The sequence below is a fragment of the Kitasatospora sp. NPDC004240 genome, assembly GCF_053603215.1.
On the sequence record NZ_JBSGFD010000177.1, the window covers coordinates 1 to 17,669 of the forward strand.

General features: G+C 71.9%; 12 protein-coding genes and 1 pseudogene. 4 read left to right on the plus strand and 9 right to left on the minus strand.

What is annotated here, in order from left to right; translation table 11 throughout:
* The first annotated feature begins 466 nt into the window (after nt 1-466).
* A complete protein-coding gene (locus ACWEQL_RS33245; RefSeq protein ID WP_452154100.1) occupies nt 467-2,191 on the plus strand; it encodes an aminotransferase class V-fold PLP-dependent enzyme in 1,725 nt (574 codons plus the stop codon).
* Between the two features lie 106 nt (nt 2,192-2,297).
* Here the strand turns inward: ACWEQL_RS33245 and ACWEQL_RS33250 are convergent, their stop codons facing one another.
* On the minus strand, nt 2,298-2,918 hold the full coding sequence (locus ACWEQL_RS33250; RefSeq protein ID WP_452154101.1) for an FxLYD domain-containing protein: 621 nt from the start codon (nt 2,916-2,918) through the stop codon (nt 2,298-2,300).
* 501 nt (nt 2,919-3,419) lie between these two features.
* Between ACWEQL_RS33250 and ACWEQL_RS33255 the strand changes: the two genes are divergently transcribed.
* Nucleotides 3,420-3,998 carry an RICIN domain-containing protein gene (locus ACWEQL_RS33255; RefSeq protein WP_452154102.1) on the plus strand — a complete coding sequence of 193 codons (579 nt, stop codon included), beginning with the start codon at nt 3,420-3,422 and terminating at the stop codon, nt 3,996-3,998.
* A gap of 144 nt (nt 3,999-4,142) precedes the next feature.
* Here ACWEQL_RS33255 and ACWEQL_RS33260 read toward each other — a convergent pair whose 3' ends face one another.
* The 3 genes from ACWEQL_RS33260 to ACWEQL_RS33270 form a co-directional block, all read right to left on the minus strand.
* Nucleotides 4,143-5,975, minus strand: a complete 1,833-nt coding sequence (locus tag ACWEQL_RS33260; protein WP_452154103.1) for a glycoside hydrolase family 15 protein — start codon at nt 5,973-5,975, stop codon at nt 4,143-4,145.
* Nucleotides 5,976-6,153: 178 nt separating this feature from the next.
* On the minus strand, nt 6,154-7,170 hold the full coding sequence (locus ACWEQL_RS33265; RefSeq protein ID WP_452154104.1) for an ABC transporter permease: 1,017 nt from the start codon (nt 7,168-7,170) through the stop codon (nt 6,154-6,156).
* Nucleotides 7,167-8,771, minus strand: coding sequence for a sugar ABC transporter ATP-binding protein (locus ACWEQL_RS33270; protein WP_452154105.1), 1,605 nt, complete (start codon nt 8,769-8,771; stop codon nt 7,167-7,169). The genes ACWEQL_RS33265 and ACWEQL_RS33270 overlap by 4 nt, the downstream gene beginning before the upstream one ends.
* A gap of 158 nt (nt 8,772-8,929) precedes the next feature.
* On the opposite strand from ACWEQL_RS33270, the gene ACWEQL_RS33275 reads away from it, so the two are divergent.
* On the plus strand, nt 8,930-10,150 hold the full coding sequence (locus tag ACWEQL_RS33275; protein ID WP_452154106.1) for an RNA-guided endonuclease InsQ/TnpB family protein: 1,221 nt from the start codon (nt 8,930-8,932) through the stop codon (nt 10,148-10,150).
* A gap of 220 nt (nt 10,151-10,370) precedes the next feature.
* Here the strand turns inward: ACWEQL_RS33275 and ACWEQL_RS33280 are convergent, their stop codons facing one another.
* Nucleotides 10,371-11,420, minus strand: a complete 1,050-nt coding sequence (locus ACWEQL_RS33280; protein ID WP_452154107.1) for a substrate-binding domain-containing protein — start codon at nt 11,418-11,420, stop codon at nt 10,371-10,373.
* A 909-nt stretch (nt 11,421-12,329) separates the two neighbouring features.
* Nucleotides 12,330-12,770: a hypothetical protein gene (locus ACWEQL_RS33285; protein ID WP_452154108.1), complete on the minus strand. Its 441-nt coding sequence runs from the start codon at nt 12,768-12,770 to the stop codon at nt 12,330-12,332.
* A 336-nt stretch (nt 12,771-13,106) separates the two neighbouring features.
* On the opposite strand from ACWEQL_RS33285, the gene ACWEQL_RS33290 reads away from it, so the two are divergent.
* Nucleotides 13,107-15,338 carry an alpha-L-fucosidase gene (locus ACWEQL_RS33290; protein ID WP_452154109.1) on the plus strand — a complete coding sequence of 744 codons (2,232 nt, stop codon included), beginning with the start codon at nt 13,107-13,109 and terminating at the stop codon, nt 15,336-15,338.
* Between the two features lie 60 nt (nt 15,339-15,398).
* Here the strand turns inward: ACWEQL_RS33290 and ACWEQL_RS33295 are convergent, their stop codons facing one another.
* The 3 genes and pseudogenes from ACWEQL_RS33295 to ACWEQL_RS33305 all read right to left on the minus strand — a co-directional run.
* Nucleotides 15,399-16,217: an aldose epimerase family protein gene (locus ACWEQL_RS33295; RefSeq protein WP_452154110.1), complete on the minus strand. Its 819-nt coding sequence runs from the start codon at nt 16,215-16,217 to the stop codon at nt 15,399-15,401.
* A 75-nt stretch (nt 16,218-16,292) separates the two neighbouring features.
* Complete coding sequence (gene galK, locus ACWEQL_RS33300; protein WP_452154111.1) at nt 16,293-17,432, minus strand: galactokinase; 1,140 nt, start codon at nt 17,430-17,432, stop codon at nt 16,293-16,295.
* Nucleotides 17,429-17,669, minus strand: a pseudogene (locus tag ACWEQL_RS33305) (UDP-glucose 4-epimerase GalE); the annotation flags it as partial. The gene galK and the pseudogene ACWEQL_RS33305, both read right to left, overlap by 4 nt.

The following is a 17,669-nucleotide window of genomic DNA, read 5'->3' on the forward strand; positions in this document are numbered from 1 at the left end:
GTCGGGGACTCCCCGACACGACCCGATCCCTCTCCGCCCACCGCTGCTCAGCGGCGGTGGGCGGAGCACCGCGTGGACGGGTGCCGCCTTCCTCGGCCTCCTCGGCCACCAGGGCGATCTCGCGCTTCAGCCTCCGGAGCACTCCCCCACGGCCCCGACGCCGTCACCGCCGACCGCCGCCTGCCGGTGCGGGCCGGGGTCGCGACGCGTCCGCGCGATCCGCCGAATCACGGTGCCGCTCGCGGCCGTCGTACTCCCCGTCGCGACCCGTGATCACCCCGACGAGCCGGAGAGGCCGATCCGTCCCCCGATTCCCCTTCGCGGGCCCCGCGGGAGGCCCGCGAAGGGCCGGATGCGAGAGCCGTCCACCTCTGGCCTGCCAGGATCCCCTGGGGGATGCTGACAATCAACGGGGTTCTCCGGGGCCGCCGGCCGGTCCCGGCCATCCCCGGAAGGAGCGGCCGACATGAGCACCACCACCGCCTCGGACGAACGGTCCACCTCCCCCGCCCCGCCCTCACGACTGCTGGAGCGCATCCGGGCGGGCATCATCGGCGAAGGCGAGGTCCTGGACGGCCCCTACGGTCCACGCCGGGTCACCTACGCCGACTACACCGCCTCCGGGCGTTCGCTCGACTTCATCGAGGACTTCATCCGCGAAGCCGTGCTCCCCCGCTACGCCAACACCCACACCGAGAGTTCCGGCACCGGTCTGCAGACGACCCGGCTCCGCGAGGACGCCCGCCGGATGATCCGCGACTGCGTCGGCGGCACCGACGACCACCTGGTGATCTTCTGCGGGGCCGGGGCCACGGCCGCCGTCAACAAGCTCATCGGCATCCTGGAGCTGCGTCGTCCGGCCGGCCCCGCCGGCCCCCGTCCCGACCTGCCGCGGCCGCCTGCCGAACGGCCGGTGGTCTTCGTGGGACCGTACGAGCACCACTCCAACGAACTGCCCTGGCGCGAGACCGTCGCCGACGTGGTGACCATCGGCGAGGACGCCGACGGGCACCTCGACCTCGTCGACCTCACGGCCCAACTGGTGCGCTTCGCCGACCGCCCTCTGCGGATCGGCAGTTTCTCCGCCGCCTCGAACGTGACCGGCATCCTCACCGACGCCGACCGGACGGCGCGCCTCCTGCACGGCCACGGGGCGCTGTCGTTCTGGGACTACGCCGCGGCCGCGCCGTACGTACCCATCCGTGCGGCCGAGAGCGCCCCGGGCCGGGGCGACGGCAAGGACGCGCTGTTCCTGTCGCCCCACAAGTTCCCGGGCGGCCCGCAGACTCCCGGCGTCCTGGTCGTCCGGCGGGAGCTGGTGCGCAACCAGGTGCCCACGGTGCCCGGGGGCGGCACGGTGATGTTCGTCGATCCCCTCAGCCACCGGTACCTGGACGACCCGGTCGCACGGGAGGAGGGCGGCACACCCGCCATCGTGGAGTCCATCCGCGCCGGCCTGGTCTTCGACCTCAAACGGGCCGTCGGCACCGACCTGATCCAGGCCCGTGAGGAGCACCTGTGGCACGCCGCACTGGACCGGTGGGAACGGAACCCCCGTATCGACGTCCTCGGCAGCCACCGCGCACGGCGGCTGTCCATCGTCTCCTTCCGGATCCGGCACGGCGACCGCTTCCTGCACCACAACTTCGTGGTCGCCGTGCTCAACGACCTCTTCGGCATCCAGGCGCGCGGCGGCTGCTCCTGTGCAGGCCCCTACGGCCACCGCCTACTGGCGATCGACCAGCCGCACTCACACGCCTTCCGGGATGAGATCGTCGGGCACCGCTGCGAGGGGATCAAGCCCGGCTGGACCCGGATCAACTTCCACTACTTCCTTTCCGACACCGTCCGGGACTACCTCATCGACGCGGTCGACCTCCTCGCCGCCCTCGGTCACCGCCTGCTGCCCGACTACCGTTTCGATCCGCGCACCGGCCTGTGGCGCCACCGGCACGCCGCGGCCGGACCGCCACTGCGGCTCACCGACGCCCACTACGACGAGCACGGACGCCTGGACTGGCCGCACGGACGCGCGCGGATGGGCGAGGAGGCCCTCGCCCGGCAGCTCGCCGAGGCCCGCACGCTGCTCGCCGGTCGGCCCGACCGGGTCGACTCCGGCCCCTGCGCCCTCCCGGCGGACTTCGAGGCCCTGCGGTGGTTCCCGCTTCCGCCGCAGTGCCTGGCACCGTGACGGCGGCCGGCCACGGCCTCATCCGGCGCCGGCGATCGTCCTGCCCGCCGATGAGCCCCGGTTCCAGGGACGCCGCAGCGGCTCCGGCGGCCCGGGCCCGCCGTCGTCAGTAGCGCTGGGCCTGGGCGACCCGGGACACCAGGGCCGTGTCGCGGCTCATCGGGGTGAACGCCGTGGCCGTGGCCGTCGCACCGGCGGCGACGTCCTTGATGTTCAGGAAGGTGGTGTCCACGACCTTGCCGCTGTCGTCCAGGAACTCGACCTTGATGGCGTAGGACGCCTGCGCACCCGACCGGTTCACCACCGTGATCAGTGCGGCGTTGAAGCCGGCCGCCTGGGCCTTCGGCAGACCGGTGATGGTGACCTCGTTCATCGCGTTCCCGGTGCCCTCGGTCTTCGCGAGGACGGCCTCCGCCTCGGCCCGGCCGGCCGCCAACTGCGCCGAGACGGACGCCTCGAAGGACGATGCCGCCGCGGACGCGGAGGCCGCGGCGGCCGAGACGGACTCCAGCAGGGACGACTTGGCCGAGGCGATCGCGGACGGGGGCTCCCCGGAGAAGGAGTTCACGTCGGGCGAGAACGAGGGCGACACCGACGGCGTGGACGTGGACTCCGAGGAACTGCAGCCGGCGACGACCAGCACCGTGGTGCCGAGCGCGGCCGCGGCCAGGGCGACCCGCCGGTGCGCCTTGGACGAGGCCCGGGACGGTCCGAGGTAACGCGCCATGATCATCTGCCTCCGACGAACGGCCTGGGCCGCAGGGGCGGCCCGAACACTCCTCCAAGGTTCGGCCGCCCCCGGGGTCGCCGCCAGCGACACTGGGCCGAACGGGAGCCCGCAGGCACCCACACCCGGACGCCACCCGGGGCAACCGAGCCCCTCACCCGGTGAAGGGACGGCGCAGCGGCACGCTCCCTGGCTCGTCCCGACTCAGCGGTCCGCAAGCCGCTGAGTGGCAGGCGACTCAGCCGGTCCTCCGCGAGGACATTCCGCGCCCAGATCACCTTGAAGCGCACTGCCCGATTTCTACACGATCATCCTTCTGCACCGGGAAGATTCGTTGACGCATCAAGCATTCTGACGTGCAGTCATGTGATGTCGAGCACCTTCCGCCCCGTGACGGCGAAAACCCCGTGACACCGCCCGATCGACCGACATAGGTTCACCGATGGTTCCGATGCGGAACGTTTGCCAACGCTTTGTCACACCTTGAAGGACCACCCTCCTGTGAAGCTCTCCACCCTCGCCGCCGGCCCGCTCGCCGCCGTCGCGATCCTCGCCGTCACCGCGCCCGTCGCCGCCGCCGCGCCGGTCTCCGCGCCGCAGAGCGCCGCGCAGGCCTCCGCGCCGTCGGCCGAGCCTGCGGTCGCCATGTCGATCTCGCCCGACTCCGGGGTCATCCAGATCCGCAACAGCCGCAGCGGCAAGTGCCTGGAGATCGAGAACTCCTCGACCGCCAACGGTGCCCAGGCCCAGCAGTGGGACTGCAACGGCCAGTCCGGCTCGTACTGGTACCTCCGGTACGCCTTCGGCAACAACTGGGAGGTGCAGATCGTCAACAACCGCAGCGGCAAGTGCCTGGACGTCTCGAACTCCTCGACCGCCGACGGCGCGCGCGTGCAGCAGTGGGACTGCGCCCTGGTGGGCGGCCAGCGCTGGCACGTGATGAACACCAGTGGCCGCAACCACGTCATCCGCAACGTCCACGCCGACAAGTACCTGGAGATCGTGAACTCCTCGACCGCCAACGGCGCCAACGCCCAGATGTGGCGCAAGGCCGGCCAGAGCGGCATGTACTGGTACTGATCCGCCACCGGCCGCACGGCCCGCGGCGTACGCACGCCTCCCGCACCGTTCGACGAAGCCCCTCGCCCCCGACACACACGGCGGCACGGCGGGGAGTCCTCCGTCCCGGCGCGGGAGGCGTTCCGCCTGCTCAGGCCGTGGGACTCAGCCGAGGGCGCGGTCGAGGTTGAAGGCGGCGCTGATCAGCGCGAGGTGGGTGAACGCCTGTGGGAAGTTGCCGAGTTGTTCTCCGGTGCGGCCGATCTCCTCGGCGTAGAGGCCGAGGTGGTTGGCGTAGGTGAGCATCTTCTCGAAGGCCAGCCGGGCGTCCTCGAGGCGTCCGGCGCGGGTGAGCGCCTCGACGTACCAGAAGGAGCAGATCGAGAACGTGCCCTCGGAACCGTGCAGGCCGTCGGGGCTGGCCCCCGGGTCGTAGCGGTAGACCAGCGAGTCGGAGACCAGGTCCGTGGTGAGCGCGTCGAGGGTCGAGAGCCACTTGGGGTCGGTGGGCGAGACGAACTTGGCCATCGGCATCATCAGCACGGAGGCGTCGAGGACGTCGCTGCCCAGTGATTGGACGAACGCCCCGCGCTCCGCCGACCAGCCCTGGCGCATGATCTGCCGGTAGATCGTGTCCCGGCTCTGCCGCCAGCGCGGGAGATCGGCCGGCAGTCCGCGGCGGTTGGCCATCCGGATGGCGCGTTCGATCGCCACCCAGCACATCAGTCGCGAGTAGACGAAGTCCTTGCGGCCGCCCCGGGTCTCCCAGACGCCCTCGTCGGGCTGGTCCCAGTGGTCGCAGAGCCAGTCGACCACGGCGCCGACCTCGTCCCAGTGATCGCTGCTGATGGGCTGCCCCCACTTGTCGTACAGGTAGACGGAGTCGATCAGCGCCCCGTAGATGTCCAGTTGGAGCTGCTGGGTGGCGGCGTTGCCCACCCGCACCGGCGCGGAGCCCAGGTGGCCCTCCAGGTGGCGGAGCTCGGACTCGGGCAGGTCCCGGCGTCCGTCGATGCCGTACATGATCTGCAGCGGACCGGTGGACCCGGTGCCCCGGGCGATGCCCCGTTCGGACAGGAATCCCATGAACGCCTCGGCCTCCGAGGTGAAGCCCAGGCGCAGCATGGCGTAGACGCAGAAGGCCGCGTCACGGACCCATACGTACCGGTAGTCCCAGTTGCGCTCACCACCGGCCCGCTCGGGCAGGCTGGTCGTCGGGGCGGCCACGATCGCACCGGTCGGTGCGTAGGTGAGCAGCTTCAGCGCCAGCGCGGAGCGGTGCACCACCTCCCGCCAGCGTCCGCGATAGCGCGAGCGGCCCAACCAGTGGCGCCAGAACCGGATCGTCGCCTCGGCCTGCTCCTGCGCCTCGGCGCAGGCGCAGGCCCGTGGGGGGACGTCATCGCCGATCCGGTCGAGGGCGAACACCACGGACTCGCCTTCGAGGAGCTTGAAGTGCGACGACACGTCCCCGCCGTCGCATTCGAGGGGCGCGGTGGAGGTCAGTGCCAGCGAGAGCGAGGGGGCCTCGAAGACGGCCTCGTGGACCCGGGCGCGTACGGTGTGCGGTTCGGCGCCGTAGCCGAACCGGGGAGCGATCCGCGCCCGGAACGGAAGGGTGCCCCGGACGCAGATCACCCGCCGGATCAGCCGGTGCCGGGCCGCCTCGCGCGACTCGTCGACGACGGGCATGAAGTCCTGGATCTCCGCCACCCCGTCGGCGGCGTAGAACCGCGTGATCAGCACATTGGTGTCGGGGAAGTAGAACTGGCGGGTACGGGTCGGCACGTCGGCGGCCAGCTCGAACGATCCGCCCCGGTCGGCGTCGAGGATGGACGCGAACACGCTCGGTGCGTCGAAGCGCGGGCAGCAGTACCAGTCGATGGTGCCGTCGGTCCCGACCAGCGCGGCGGTGCGGAGATCACCGATCAGACCGTGATCGGAGATCGGCAGGTAGCGCGAGGCGTCCACCTGCCCGGATCCGTTCCCGAACTCCATGCCGGCCTCCCTACCGTGCCGCTGCGGGCACCTGCGGGCACCTGCGGGGATCAAGAGGACCTTGCCCTCCATGGTAGATCGCACCCGGCCTCCGGCGCGGCGGGACGGCCTGCGCGAGCACCCGCGCAGGGGCCGCCGTGTCGTTTCCGCCGGCGGGTACCGGTCAGGCGGGTACCGGTCAGGCGGGGAGGCCGATGGCGCGTTCGCCGTTGCGGCGTTGCTGGATGACGACGGCGACGACCAGGAGGGCGCCCTGGGCGACGTTCTGCCAGAAGGAGTTGATGCCCTGGACGGTGAGGCCGTTCTCCAGGCATCCGAGCAGGGCGACGGCGAGGAGCGTCCCGCCGATGCCGCCCTTGCCGCCCTTGAGGGCGGCGCCGCCGAGCGCGGCGGCGGTGATGGCCTTGAGTTCGAGGCCCTCGCTGCCGGAGACGGGCTGGCCGGAGCCGGTGCGGGCGGTGAGCAGGATGCCGGCGATGGCGGCGACGGTGCCGATGAGGGCGTAGACGGCGATCAGGTACTTGTTGATGCTGATGCCGGCGAGGCGGGCGGCGGTGTCGTTGCCGCCGATGGCGTACAGGTTGCGGCCGATGTCGGTGTACTTGAGGAGCAGGTGGACGGCGACGGCGGTGAGGATGAGGATCCAGACCATGACGGGCAGGCCGGCGATCTTGCCGCGGCCGAGGAAGACGAAGACGTCGTCGTTGAGGACGTAGCCCTGGGCGCGGCCGTCGGACAGCAGTTGGGCGACGCCCTTGTACGCGGCGAGGCCGGCCAGGGTGGCGATGGTGGGGTTGACCCGGCCGTAGACGATGACCACGCCGTTGACGACGCCGACGAGGACGCCGACGCCGAGGGCGGCCGCGATGCCGGTGAGGGCGTTGCCGCCGGCGCTGGTGAAGGCCATGGCGGAGACGACGGAGGCGATGCCGGCCTGGGAGCCGACGGAGATGTCGAGGCCGCCGCAGATGATGACGACGGTCTGTACGACGGCGAGCAGGCCGGTGATGGTGGCGGCCTCGGCGATGACCTGGAGGTTGTTCAGGCTGAGGAAGTTGTCGTTCAGGGTGCCGAACAGGGCGAGGACGACGACGAGGGCGCCGATGAGGCTGAGGTTCTGCCCGCCGAGCGAGGCGAACGAGGGGCGCTTGCGGGTGCCGGCGTCGGGGGACCGGCGGGCCGTCGCGGTGGTCATGAGCGGCCTCCGGGGGCTGCGTCGGTGGGAACGGGGGATGAGGGGGCGGATACCGTGGCGAGGTCGTCGGCCATGGCGAGCTGGAGGATGGCCTCCTCGCTCGCCGCGGCGCGGGTGAGTTCGCCGGTGATGCGGCCGTTCTGCATCACGACGACGCGGTCGGCGAGGCCGAGGACCTCGGGCAGCTCGGAGGAGATCACCAGCAGTGCGGTGCCCTCGCGGGCCAGGTCCGCGATGATCTGGTAGATCTCGGACTTGGCGCCGATGTCGATGCCGCGGGTCGGCTCGTCGAGGATGAGCAGCTTGGGCTTGCGGGCGAGCCAGCGGGCGAGGACGACCTTCTGCTGGTTGCCGCCGGACAGCTTGCGCACCTCGTGCTCGATGGAGGGCGTGCGCACCCGCAGCCGGTCGGTGTACTCCTGGGCCAGGGCGCGTTCGCGGCGGCGCTGGACGAAGCGCAGGCGGCGCAGGCGGTCCAGGACGACGGTGGAGGTGTTGTCGCGGATCGAGCGGTGCAGGAACAGCGCCTGGGCCTTGCGCTCCTCGGGGGCCAGGCCGATGCCGGCGGCGATCGCGGCGCGGGGGCGGCCGGGGCGCAGGGGCCGGCCGTCCAGGGTGATGGTGCCGGACCGGACGGCGTGGTCCCCGGCGAGGGCGAGGGCGAGTTCGGAGCGTCCGGCACCGATGAGTCCGGCGAGGGCGACGACCTCGCCGGCCCGTACCCGCAGGTCGATGTCCCGGACGTGGTCGGTGGTCAGCGAGCGCACGTCCAGGACGACCCGGTCGGTGGTGACGTCCTGGCGGACGAAGAGGGTGGACAGGTCGCGTCCGACCATGAGCCGCACCACCTCGCCCTCGTCGGTGTCCGGGGCGTCCAGGACACCGGCCACGGCGCCGTCGCGCAGGACGGCGATGCGGTCGGCGAGCCGGAAGATCTCCTTCATGCGGTGGGAGACGTAGATGACGGCGACGCCCTGTTCGCGCAGCCGGCGGATCAGGGCGAACAGCGCCTCCACCTCGTTGTCGGAGAGGGAGGAGGTCGGCTCGTCGAAGGCGATGACCTTGGCCTCGCCGGTCAGGGCCCGCATGATCTCGACCAGTTGGCGTTGGGCGGGGGTGAGTTCGGAGCCCAGCAGGTGCGGGGGGAGGACCTTGTCGAAGCCGAGGCGCTTCAGGTCGGCGGTGATCCGGCGGTGGAGACCGGCCCGGTCCAGGCGGCGGCCGGCCGCGCGGGGCAGGGAGCCGGCGTAGACGTTCTCGGCGACCGAGACGTGCGGGATGATCTCCGGCTCCTGCGGGATGATCCGGATCCCGGCGGCCCTGGCCTCGGCGGGTGAGGCGAAGGAGACCGGCCGGCTGTCGATCACGATGCGGCCCTCGGTGGGCTGGTGATCACCGGTCAGGATCTTGAGGAGGGTGGACTTGCCCGCGCCGTTCTCGCCCATCAGGGCGGTGACCTGTCCTGCGGGGAAGTCCAGGCCGACGCCGGTCAGGGCCTGGACCGACCCGAAGCGCTTGGTGACCCCTTCGACGGCCACGACCGGGGTGACGGACCGGGCGGGCGGAGGGGGCTCCGGGGGACGGATGCCGGGGTCGTTCATCTGAGTCCTTTCGTGGATATCCCCGGCTTCAGCCGGGGGAGGAAACGAAACTCCCGTGCAGCGGGGCAGGGGAAGTCGGATCGTCGTCAAGGCGGTCCGGCATATCGGCAGCTGACGATGCGTCATGTGATCGCGCGCAGAGTGCTAGCGTGTGAGCCGTGGCGGCCACTCACGTGAAGCGGGCTTTCAAGTTCCGCTTCTACCCGACGGATGTGCAGGCGGCTGAGCTGTCGCGCACGTTCGGGTGCGTGAGGCTGGTCTACAACCGGGCGCTGGCCGCTCGCACCGAGGCGTGGACGACGCGTCGGGAGCGGGTGAACTACAACCAGACGTCGGCGATGCTGACGGAGTGGAAGCGGACCGAGGAGCTGGCGTTCCTGGCCGAGGTCTCCTCGGTGCCGTTGCAGCAGGCGTTGCGCCACTTGCAGGGGGCGTTCGCCGGCTTCTGGACGAAGCGGGCGAAGTATCCGACGTTCAAGTCGAAGAAGAAGTCCCGCAGGAGTGCGGAGTACACCACCAGCGCGTTCCGCTACCGGGACGGCCGGCTGACCCTGGCGAAGATGACGGAGCCGCTGGACGTCCGCTGGTCCCGTCCGCTCCCGCAGGGAGCGTCGCCGTCCATGGTGACCGTGTCGCAGGACGCGGCCGGCCGGTGGTTCGTCTCGATGCTGTGCGAGGACCGCCCGTCGATGCCCGCGCCCGTCCACGCGGCGGTCGGGATCGACGCCGGCCTCACCAGCCTGGTCACACTCTCCACCGGCGAGAAGATCACCAACCCGAGGTACGAGCGTGCCGACCGCGAGCGCCTGGCCAGGGCGCAGCGCGACCTCGCCCGCAAGGCCAAGGGCAGCAACAACCGTGAGAAGGCCCGCCGGAAGGTCGCCCGCGTCCATGCGCGGATCGCCGACCGCCGCCGGGACTTCCTGCACAAACTCACCACCCGACTCGTCCGTGAAAATCAAACGGTCGTGATCGAGGACCTCACGGTCCGCACCATGCTCAAGAACCACACCCTCGCCCGAGCCATCTCGGACGCCTCGTGGAGCGAGCTGCGGTCCATGCTGGAGTACAAAACCGAGTGGTACGGCCGCGAGCTGGTCACCGTCGACCGGTGGTTCCCCAGCTCCAAACTGTGCTCGGTCTGCGGAACCCTCCGCGCCACGATGCCCCTGAACGTCCGCACATGGACGTGCGACTGCGGTGCGGTCCACGACCGGGACGTGAACGCGGCACGCACCATCCTGGCCGCCGGACTGGCGGCAGCAGCCTGTGGAGACGGTGTAAGACCTCAACGGAGCACTCCGGGCGGGCAGTCGTCGGTGAAGCAGGAAGTCGTCCCACCGCCGCGCTCACACGCAGCGGCTCAGCCGCGAGGCTGAGGGGAACCCCCCTCCGCCAGGAGGGAGAGGAAGTCAAGGGAACCTCGCAGATTCGTGGGGGTGCCGTGGCGGGACCGGCTCGGCGGTCCCGGTGATCCCGGCGCCGTGGTGGGGCGCCGCGGCACGGGCGGGCACGTGGACCGGGTGGGTGACCGCGCCGGACGGGCGCGGGTGCGACGGGCCGTGATGGCCGCCGCACCCGTACCGGCGCGGGGGCGGGTCAGCCGCAGGTGACCCCGGAGGCCTTCCAGTTGGACGGGTCGACCATGGTGGTCGGCGCGAAGGCCTCCTTCGGGAACTCCTTGCCGTTCTTGAGCTTGTCGACGACGGTCTGGACGGCGAGGGCGCCGACGTCCTTGCCGTTGATGAACAGCGCGGCCTTCATGCCGGAGGGCTTGTCGGTCGCCCAGTTCTTGCAGGCCAGATAGGCGCCGAGGCCCACGCCGATGATGTTGTCGGCCTTGAAGCCGGCGTTCTCCAGCGCGGTCACGCCGCCCTGCACGTTCTCGTCGTTGCAGCCCCACACCACCCAGTGCTTGACGTTGGGGTTGGCCGTGACCACGGCGGCGATCTTGTCCTGGGCGCCGGTGGGGGTGTTGTCGGTGGCGACGTCGATGTTCTGCACGCCGGTGCCGCCGCCGCTCAGGAAGGCGGCCTTGGCGCTCTTCACCCGGGAGGTGCAGACCGTCACGTCCTGCTTCCAGGCGGAGATGGTGCGGGTCTCGGCCGGGTTCCAGCCCGCCTTGGTGAACTCCTGGGCGGCCCGCTTGCCGACCTCGGTGCCCATCTGCTCGCCGCTGAAGCCGATCCGGGGCACCAGGTTCTCCGGGGCGCAGCCGGCCGGGTCGGGGCCGGTGGTGCAGATCTGGTCGTCCGAGGTGAGCAGGGCGACCTTGGCGTCCTTGGCGGTCTGGACGATCTGCGGGCCGACTGCCGGGTCCGGGACGACGACGATGATGGCGTTGCTCTTCTGGGCGATGGCGGCCTTGGCCTCGCTGACGGCCTTGTTGGCGTCGTTGCCGAGGTTGACCACCTTGAGGTCGACGCCGAGCTCGGCGGCCTTCGCCTTGGCCCCGGCGGCCTCGCCGACGAAGTACTCCTGGTCGCCCTGCTTCTGCAGGTAGGTGATCGAGATCTTGCCGTCGACCTTGGCGACCTCCCCGCTGCCGCCGGTCTCCTCGCGTCCGGTGGAACAGGCTGAGAGGGCGGCCGGGAGAAGGAGCCCGGCGGCCAGGACGGCGGAGAGTCTGCGGGTGGGTGCACTGAACATGAGAACCCCTTGGATCGGTGGGTGGTGGCGCGGCAGCCGGACCGGACGCTTCACGGCTGCGTACTCGATCACGTTTAAACGAGATCAAACGCGATGCACCATAGAAAACTCGCCGATCGATCACATGTCAACATTTTTGCGCGTCAACCGGAATCGATACCCGCCCGTGACGTGTGTGGGGCCACCCGGTCGCGCGGGCCGGCTCGTGGTCGGGGCCGCATTCGCGGAGCGGTCCCGGGGGCTGCCGCCGGTGGGCCGGGGGTGGCCGCCGGCGGGTCCGGGTCGCAGGGAACCCCCATTGCCCCATGTCGTGCGTGCCCGCGCGAGCCTCGGCCGGGCACGGTTTCGCGACGGCGCAGTCAACCGGTACGTGAATGATCAGGGCCGCTGCCGGCTTCGGTGGGGGTCGCCCGCGAGGTGCTCCCGGAGGGTCCCCGACGGCCGAGCACGGGGGTGCGAGAAGGCCGGCCGGATCCCGGGAGGGACATTGCCAGACGTTGGAACCTGTTGAATAATGTTGCCTGCTGGTCGAAGGGGCGTCCTGCAGCGCCCTCGACCTCCCCCGATTCCCCTCCGCCGGCTGCCCTGACATCGCGCCGCACCGGAGGGGGCCGCCCGTGCGGCGACGTCAGCCGCGCGGACCGGGGGCACCGCCCTTCTACCCGTGCCCGGGCGGTGCCCCTTTCGCTCCGTCGGAGCGCCCCGCCCCATTGCCGCTGCGGCAGAGCCGCCGCCGCGGGGACGGGCGCCCGCCGACGGCGGCGGTGCTCCGTGAGGGTCGGAGGCACCGCCACGGGGCCGCCGGGGCCGGAACCCTGCATCCCGGCTCCGGCGGCTTCCTGTCGTGTGAACGCTCGAAGGGCCGGCGGCGAGGCTCCGGGCCTCCCCGCCGGCCCTCCGGTGGGCGTGTCAGCAGGCCGCGACGGCCGCCGGCGCGCGTGCGCCGTCACTGCGGACGGTCTCCTGCTCCCTCGCACCCGCCGGGGCCGGCGGGCGTGCGCGGGACGGGAGCTCGACCACCCGGCAGCCGTGCCGTTCCAGTCGGGCGGCCATCGCGTACGCCTCGGCTCCGTGCACGGAGAACACGAAGAGCCCGGGAACCAGGACGGTGCCGACCCAGCCCCCGGCGACCGCCCGCAGCAGGCTGTTCAGCGCGGGGAGGCCGTCGGCCGCCCGCCGGCCGTTGTCCAGATGCAGGAGCGGTTCCGGCAGTCCCATGGCCATGGCCATGTCCTCCAGGGCCCGGCGGTGGCACTCCATCGCCGTCGGGTCGAACGGGTAGCAGCGGAGATAGAGCGCGACACCCGGCGCCGGAACGGGGGCCGCGGTGCGGTCGACGGTGCTGTCCATGGTGGTACCTGCCGCAGGTCGTCTGGTGGGCGAATGGGTTCTCCGCTCTCCCCTCGCGGTGTCTCCAGGACACCCGTCGGATCAATGCGTATTCAATATCGGGCCCTACCTATATCGACCCCCGCGGACCGGGGGGCGGTTCCCGCGACGCGATGCGGAGCCGGACGGGGGCGGGGCCGCGCGACCTTCCGAGCGGCGCATTCGATCCGCACCAATGATCATTCGATCAGCTGCGGGATTTCTGGATCGATATGGATTGACGCGATCAGAGGCCGATCCTAGGGTGCGGGCGGGCGCCCACCTTCCCGATCCTTCCTCCCGACCAGGAGTCCGCCGATGCCCGTGTCCCGCCGTACCCTCCTGTCCGGCGCGGTGGCCGTCGCGGCCGCCGCCGCCGTGACCGGCCCGCTCGCCCCCGCCCCCACCCGGGCTCGCGCCGCCGACGGCCCGTACACGCCGACCTGGCCCTCGGTGAACGGACACGATCCCGCACCCGAATGGTTCCGGGACGCCAAGTTCGGCATCTACTTCCACTGGGGCGTCTTCAGCGTCCCGGCCTTCGGCAGCGAGTGGTACCCGCGGAACATGTACCGCTCCGGCACCCCCGTGAACCAGCACCACGTCGCCACCTTCGGCGAACCCGCCGCCTGGCCGTACCACAACTTCATCGACGGCGGCACGGACAAGGCCGGCAACCACCACCAGTTCGCCCCGCGGCTGGTCTCCCAGGGCGGGAACTTCGATCCCGAGGAATGGGCGCGGCTCTTCAAGGCCTCGGGCGCCCGCTTCGCCGGCCCGGTGGCCGAGCACCACGACGGCTACTCGATGTGGGCGAGTCAGGTCAACGAGTGGAACTCCGCCGCCCGCGGCCCCCGGCTCGACCTGCTGCGGCTCTTCGAGCAGGCGATCCGCGGCCAGGGCATGAAGCTGCTGGTCGCCATGCACCACGCCTACCATCCCAACGGCTACTACAGCGACGTCCCCGCGCAGACCGACCCCGGCCTGCGCAAGCTGTACGGCCAGCTGGGCGCGACCGCCTCCGACCAGCTCTGGTACGACAAGCTCCGGGAGGTGATCGACCACGCCCGGCCGGACATCCTCTACCAGGACTTCAAGCTGAACACGATCGGCGAGCAGCGGCGCCTCGACTTCCTCGCCTACTACTACAACCGGGCCGAATCCTGGGGGAAGGAGGTCGTCGCCACCTTCAAGGACGGCTTCAACGACCTCGGCGAGGTGTACGACTTCGAACGCGGCGGCCCGGTCGACATCCGCGAGCCGTACTGGCTCACCGACGACAGCGTCAGCAGCTCCAGCTGGTGCTACACCACGGGCATCGGCTACTACACCACTGCCCAGCTGCTCCACGCCCTCATCGACCGGATCAGCAAGAACGGCACCGTGCTGCTGAACATCGCGCCGACGGCCGACGGCACCATCCCGCAGGGCCAGCGCGACATCCTCCGCGGCATCGGCGACCACCTCGCGCGCTTCGGTGAAGCCGTCTACGGCACCCGCGCCTGGAGCGACTTCGGCGAGGGCCCCACCCGGATGGGCGGCGGATCGTTCTTCCAACCCGTCCTCGGGACCGCCGAGGACATCCGGTTCACCCGCGACAAGGCCGGCACCGTCCTGTACGCCACCGCGCTCGGCTGGCCGGCCGACGGGCTCACCAGCACCACCCTCACCACCCGACGCATCGACCTCGCCACCCTGACCGCCGTCGAACTCCTGGGCCCCCAGGCCGGCAGCAGCACCGCCCTCGGCGGCTGGCGCCAGGACGAGGCGGGCCTGCACGTTCCGCTGCCCGCCACCGCTCCCTTCGCGGCCGCCGCCTACACCTTCCGGCTCCGCTTCTCCGGGGGCATCCCCCGGCTGAGCCCCACCACCCGGGTCACCGTGTTCAAGGACGTCGACCACCGCGGCGCCCTGGCCGAACTGCCGCTCGGTACCTACACCTCGGCCCAGCTCCAGGCAGCGGGCCTGCCCGCCGCGAGCATCTCCTCGCTGCGCGTCCCGCTCGGCTACCGGGCCGTCGGGTACGCGGGCGACAACTGGACCGGTACCTCCTGGACGTTCACCGAGGACACCGCGGACCTGCGCCCGGCCGGTGCCAACGACCGGATCACCTCGCTGCGGGTCACCCTCGACCCCACCGCGTGGTTCCAGGTCCAGAACGTGAAGAACGCGCTGGTGATGGACGGCGGCGGCGACGTCGCGGCCGGTACCGCGCTGAAGGTCTGGACACCCGGTGCCAGCACCAACCTCCAATGGCATGCCGTCGAACTCGGCACCGGGTACTACCGGTTGGTCAACCGGACCAACGGTCTGGTGGTGGACGGCAGCGGCGTCACCACGGCCGGCGGCAAGCCGGTGCAGCGGGCCTGGAGCGGTGCGAACGGCCAGCAGTGGCGGATCACCGACCTCGGCCACGGGATCCACACCATCGCCAACCGGGCGACCGGCCTCGCCCTCGACGGCGGCGGGGCGGTGGCGTCCGGGTCCCCGTTGAAGGTCGGGCCGTTCGACTCCAGCACCTACCGGCAGTGGACGTTCACGGCCCGCTGAGGCAGGCGGCCGGCGCTCCACCGTGGTCCGGTGGAGCGCCGGCACGAGTGCCGCTCTGAGTCAGGGCGCGTCGGGCGGGCCCCAGCGCCACGTACTGGTCACGGTGAGCGGGGAGCGTGGTGTGACCAGGCGGGGCACGGTGTTCAGCCCGTTGGGCGGTCCCGACTGCGGCTCCACGCAGAGGGCCTCGGCGGGTTCGTCGTAGATCACCGCCCACCGGGCGTTGCTGGTGATCTCCAGGGTGAGCGCCCCCGGCCAGTCGACGGTGACCGCGACACCGTCGGGCATGCCGAAGCAGTCGTCCCACGGCCCCTCGCGGGGGGTGATCCGCCGGCCGGTCGGCAGGTGGTCCGGCCCGCGTTCCTCCTGCCAGGCCGCGGTGAAGTGGAGTTCGGCGGGCTTGCCCGTCCCGAGGTCGCGGCGGAACCACGGATGCCACCCGGCCTGGGCGGGGAACGGCTCGCCGAGCGACTCGACGGTCAGGCCCAGGCGCAGGCAGGACGGGCCGAGCGTGAACTCCTGTATGACGCGGCCCGCGAACGGCCAGGGAGCACCCAGGTCGTGCTCCAGCACGGCGCTCTCGGTGGTCGAACGGGCCACCCGCCAGCGGGAGTTGCGGACGGTGCCGTGGATGGCGTGGGGCGGCGCCTCGCGCGGGAAGCGGTGCAGGGCCCCGGAGGCGCGCAGCACGCCTCCGGCGAGCCGGCCGCACCAGGGGGCCATCGGGAACGAGCCGAAGGCCGTTCCCGGCATCAGGAGTTGGAGGCCGTCGACGCTCAGGCCGGTGAGCCGGCCGCCTCCGGCGGGGTCGAGGACGGCGACGGCCGGTCCGGCGTTCAGGGTCAGGTGGTCGGGGGAGTGGGTGGGGTCCTCGCGCACGGTTCGGCGGGCCGCTTTCGTCGGTGGAGGGGGATGGTCGGGGGCGTTCGGGAGGGCCGGTTCGAGTGGGCCGGTTCAGCGGGGCGGGTCGAGGCGGCGGGCGCCGGCGGACGGCAGGGTGGTGAAGGTGCGGGGCTCGGCGTACCCGGCCCGGGCGAAGGCCTCCTCGACCGCGCGGGCGACGTCCTCGGTGTCCGCGGCCGGGGTGAGGGCGATGACGGAGCCGCCGAAGCCGCCGCCGGTCATCCGGGCGCCCAGGGCGCCGGCGGTGACGGCGGCGTGGACGGCGAGGTCGGTCTCGGGGCAGGAGACGCGGAAGTCGTCGCGCAGCGAGACGTGGCCGGCGGTGAGCAGCGGGCCGACCGCGTCCAGGGTGCCGGTGTCGAGAAGCGCGACGACCTGGTCGACGCGGGCGTCCTCGGTGACGACGTGCCGTACGAGGGGCCGTAGTTCGGCGGGCAGGCGGTCGAGGGCCGCGGGCAGGTCGACGGGGGAGAGGTCGCGCAGGGCGGGGAGGCCGAGCAGGTCGGCGGCCTTCTCGCAGCCGGCCCGCAGCTCGGCGTAGGCGCCGTCGGCGAGGTCGTGCTTGACGCGGGTGTCGATGACCAGCAGGCGCAGTCCGGCGCGGGCGAGGTCCAGAGGGACGTGGCGCATCGTCAGGTCGCGGGTGTCCAGGAGCAGTGCGCCGCCCTCACGGCAGCACATCGAGGCCATCTGGTCCATGATCCCGCACGGTACGCCGACGAACTCGTTCTCGGCCCGCTGGGCGAGCAGGGCGGTCTCGGACGCGGAGAGGCCGAGGTGGTGGAGGTCGCCGAGCGCGAGGGCGACGGCGCACTCCAGGGCGGCCGAGGAGGAGAGGCCGGCGCCGGTGGGCACGTCGGAGTCGATCAGCAGGTCGGCGCCGCCGATCCGGTGGCCGGCCCTCAGCAGGGTCCAGGCCACGGCGGCCGGGTAGCGGGCCCAGCCGTCCACCCGGTCGGGGGCGAGGGTGGCGAGGTCGAGTTCGGTGATCCGCTCGTCGCCCTGGAGGCTGTGCAGGCGCAGCAGCCCGTCGTCGCGGCGCCGGGCCTGGACCCGGGTGGTGTGGGGCAGGGCGATCGGGAGGACGAAGCCGTCGTTGTAGTCGGTGTGCTCGCCGATCAGGTTGACCCGGCCCGGGGCGGCCCACTGCCCCTCGGGGGCGGTGCCGTACAGGTCGTGGAAAGTGGTCACGAGTGCTGCTCCAGGAGGAAGTTCCAGGCGTCGGCGACGATGTCGTCGAGCTCGGGGCGGCGGGGGGTCCAGCCGAGGGTCTCACGGGCGCGCTGCGCGGAGGCGACCAGGACGGCGGGGTCGCCCGCGCGCCGGCCGGCCGTCTGGACGGGGATCTCGCGGCCGGTCACGCGCTTGACGGACTCGATGACCTCGCGGACGGAGAAGCCGCTGCCGTTGCCCAGGTTGCAGATCAGG

Excerpts from the sequence above, each read along its gene's own strand:
- ACWEQL_RS33260 (WP_452154103.1), bottom strand. The coding sequence starts at position 5,975 with ATGGAGTTCGGGAACGGATCCGGGCAGGTGGACGCCTCGCGCTACCTG.
- ACWEQL_RS33285 (WP_452154108.1), bottom strand. The coding sequence starts at position 12,770 with ATGGACAGCACCGTCGACCGCACCGCGGCCCCCGTTCCGGCGCCGGGT.
- ACWEQL_RS33280 (WP_452154107.1), bottom strand. The coding sequence starts at position 11,420 with ATGTTCAGTGCACCCACCCGCAGACTCTCCGCCGTCCTGGCCGCCGGG.
- ACWEQL_RS33270 (WP_452154105.1), bottom strand. The coding sequence starts at position 8,771 with ATGAACGACCCCGGCATCCGTCCCCCGGAGCCCCCTCCGCCCGCCCGG.
- ACWEQL_RS33265 (WP_452154104.1), bottom strand. The coding sequence starts at position 7,170 with ATGACCACCGCGACGGCCCGCCGGTCCCCCGACGCCGGCACCCGCAAG.
- ACWEQL_RS33290 (WP_452154109.1), top strand. The coding sequence starts at position 13,107 with ATGCCCGTGTCCCGCCGTACCCTCCTGTCCGGCGCGGTGGCCGTCGCG.
- ACWEQL_RS33250 (WP_452154101.1), bottom strand. The coding sequence starts at position 2,918 with ATGGCGCGTTACCTCGGACCGTCCCGGGCCTCGTCCAAGGCGCACCGG.
- ACWEQL_RS33245 (WP_452154100.1), top strand. The coding sequence starts at position 467 with ATGAGCACCACCACCGCCTCGGACGAACGGTCCACCTCCCCCGCCCCG.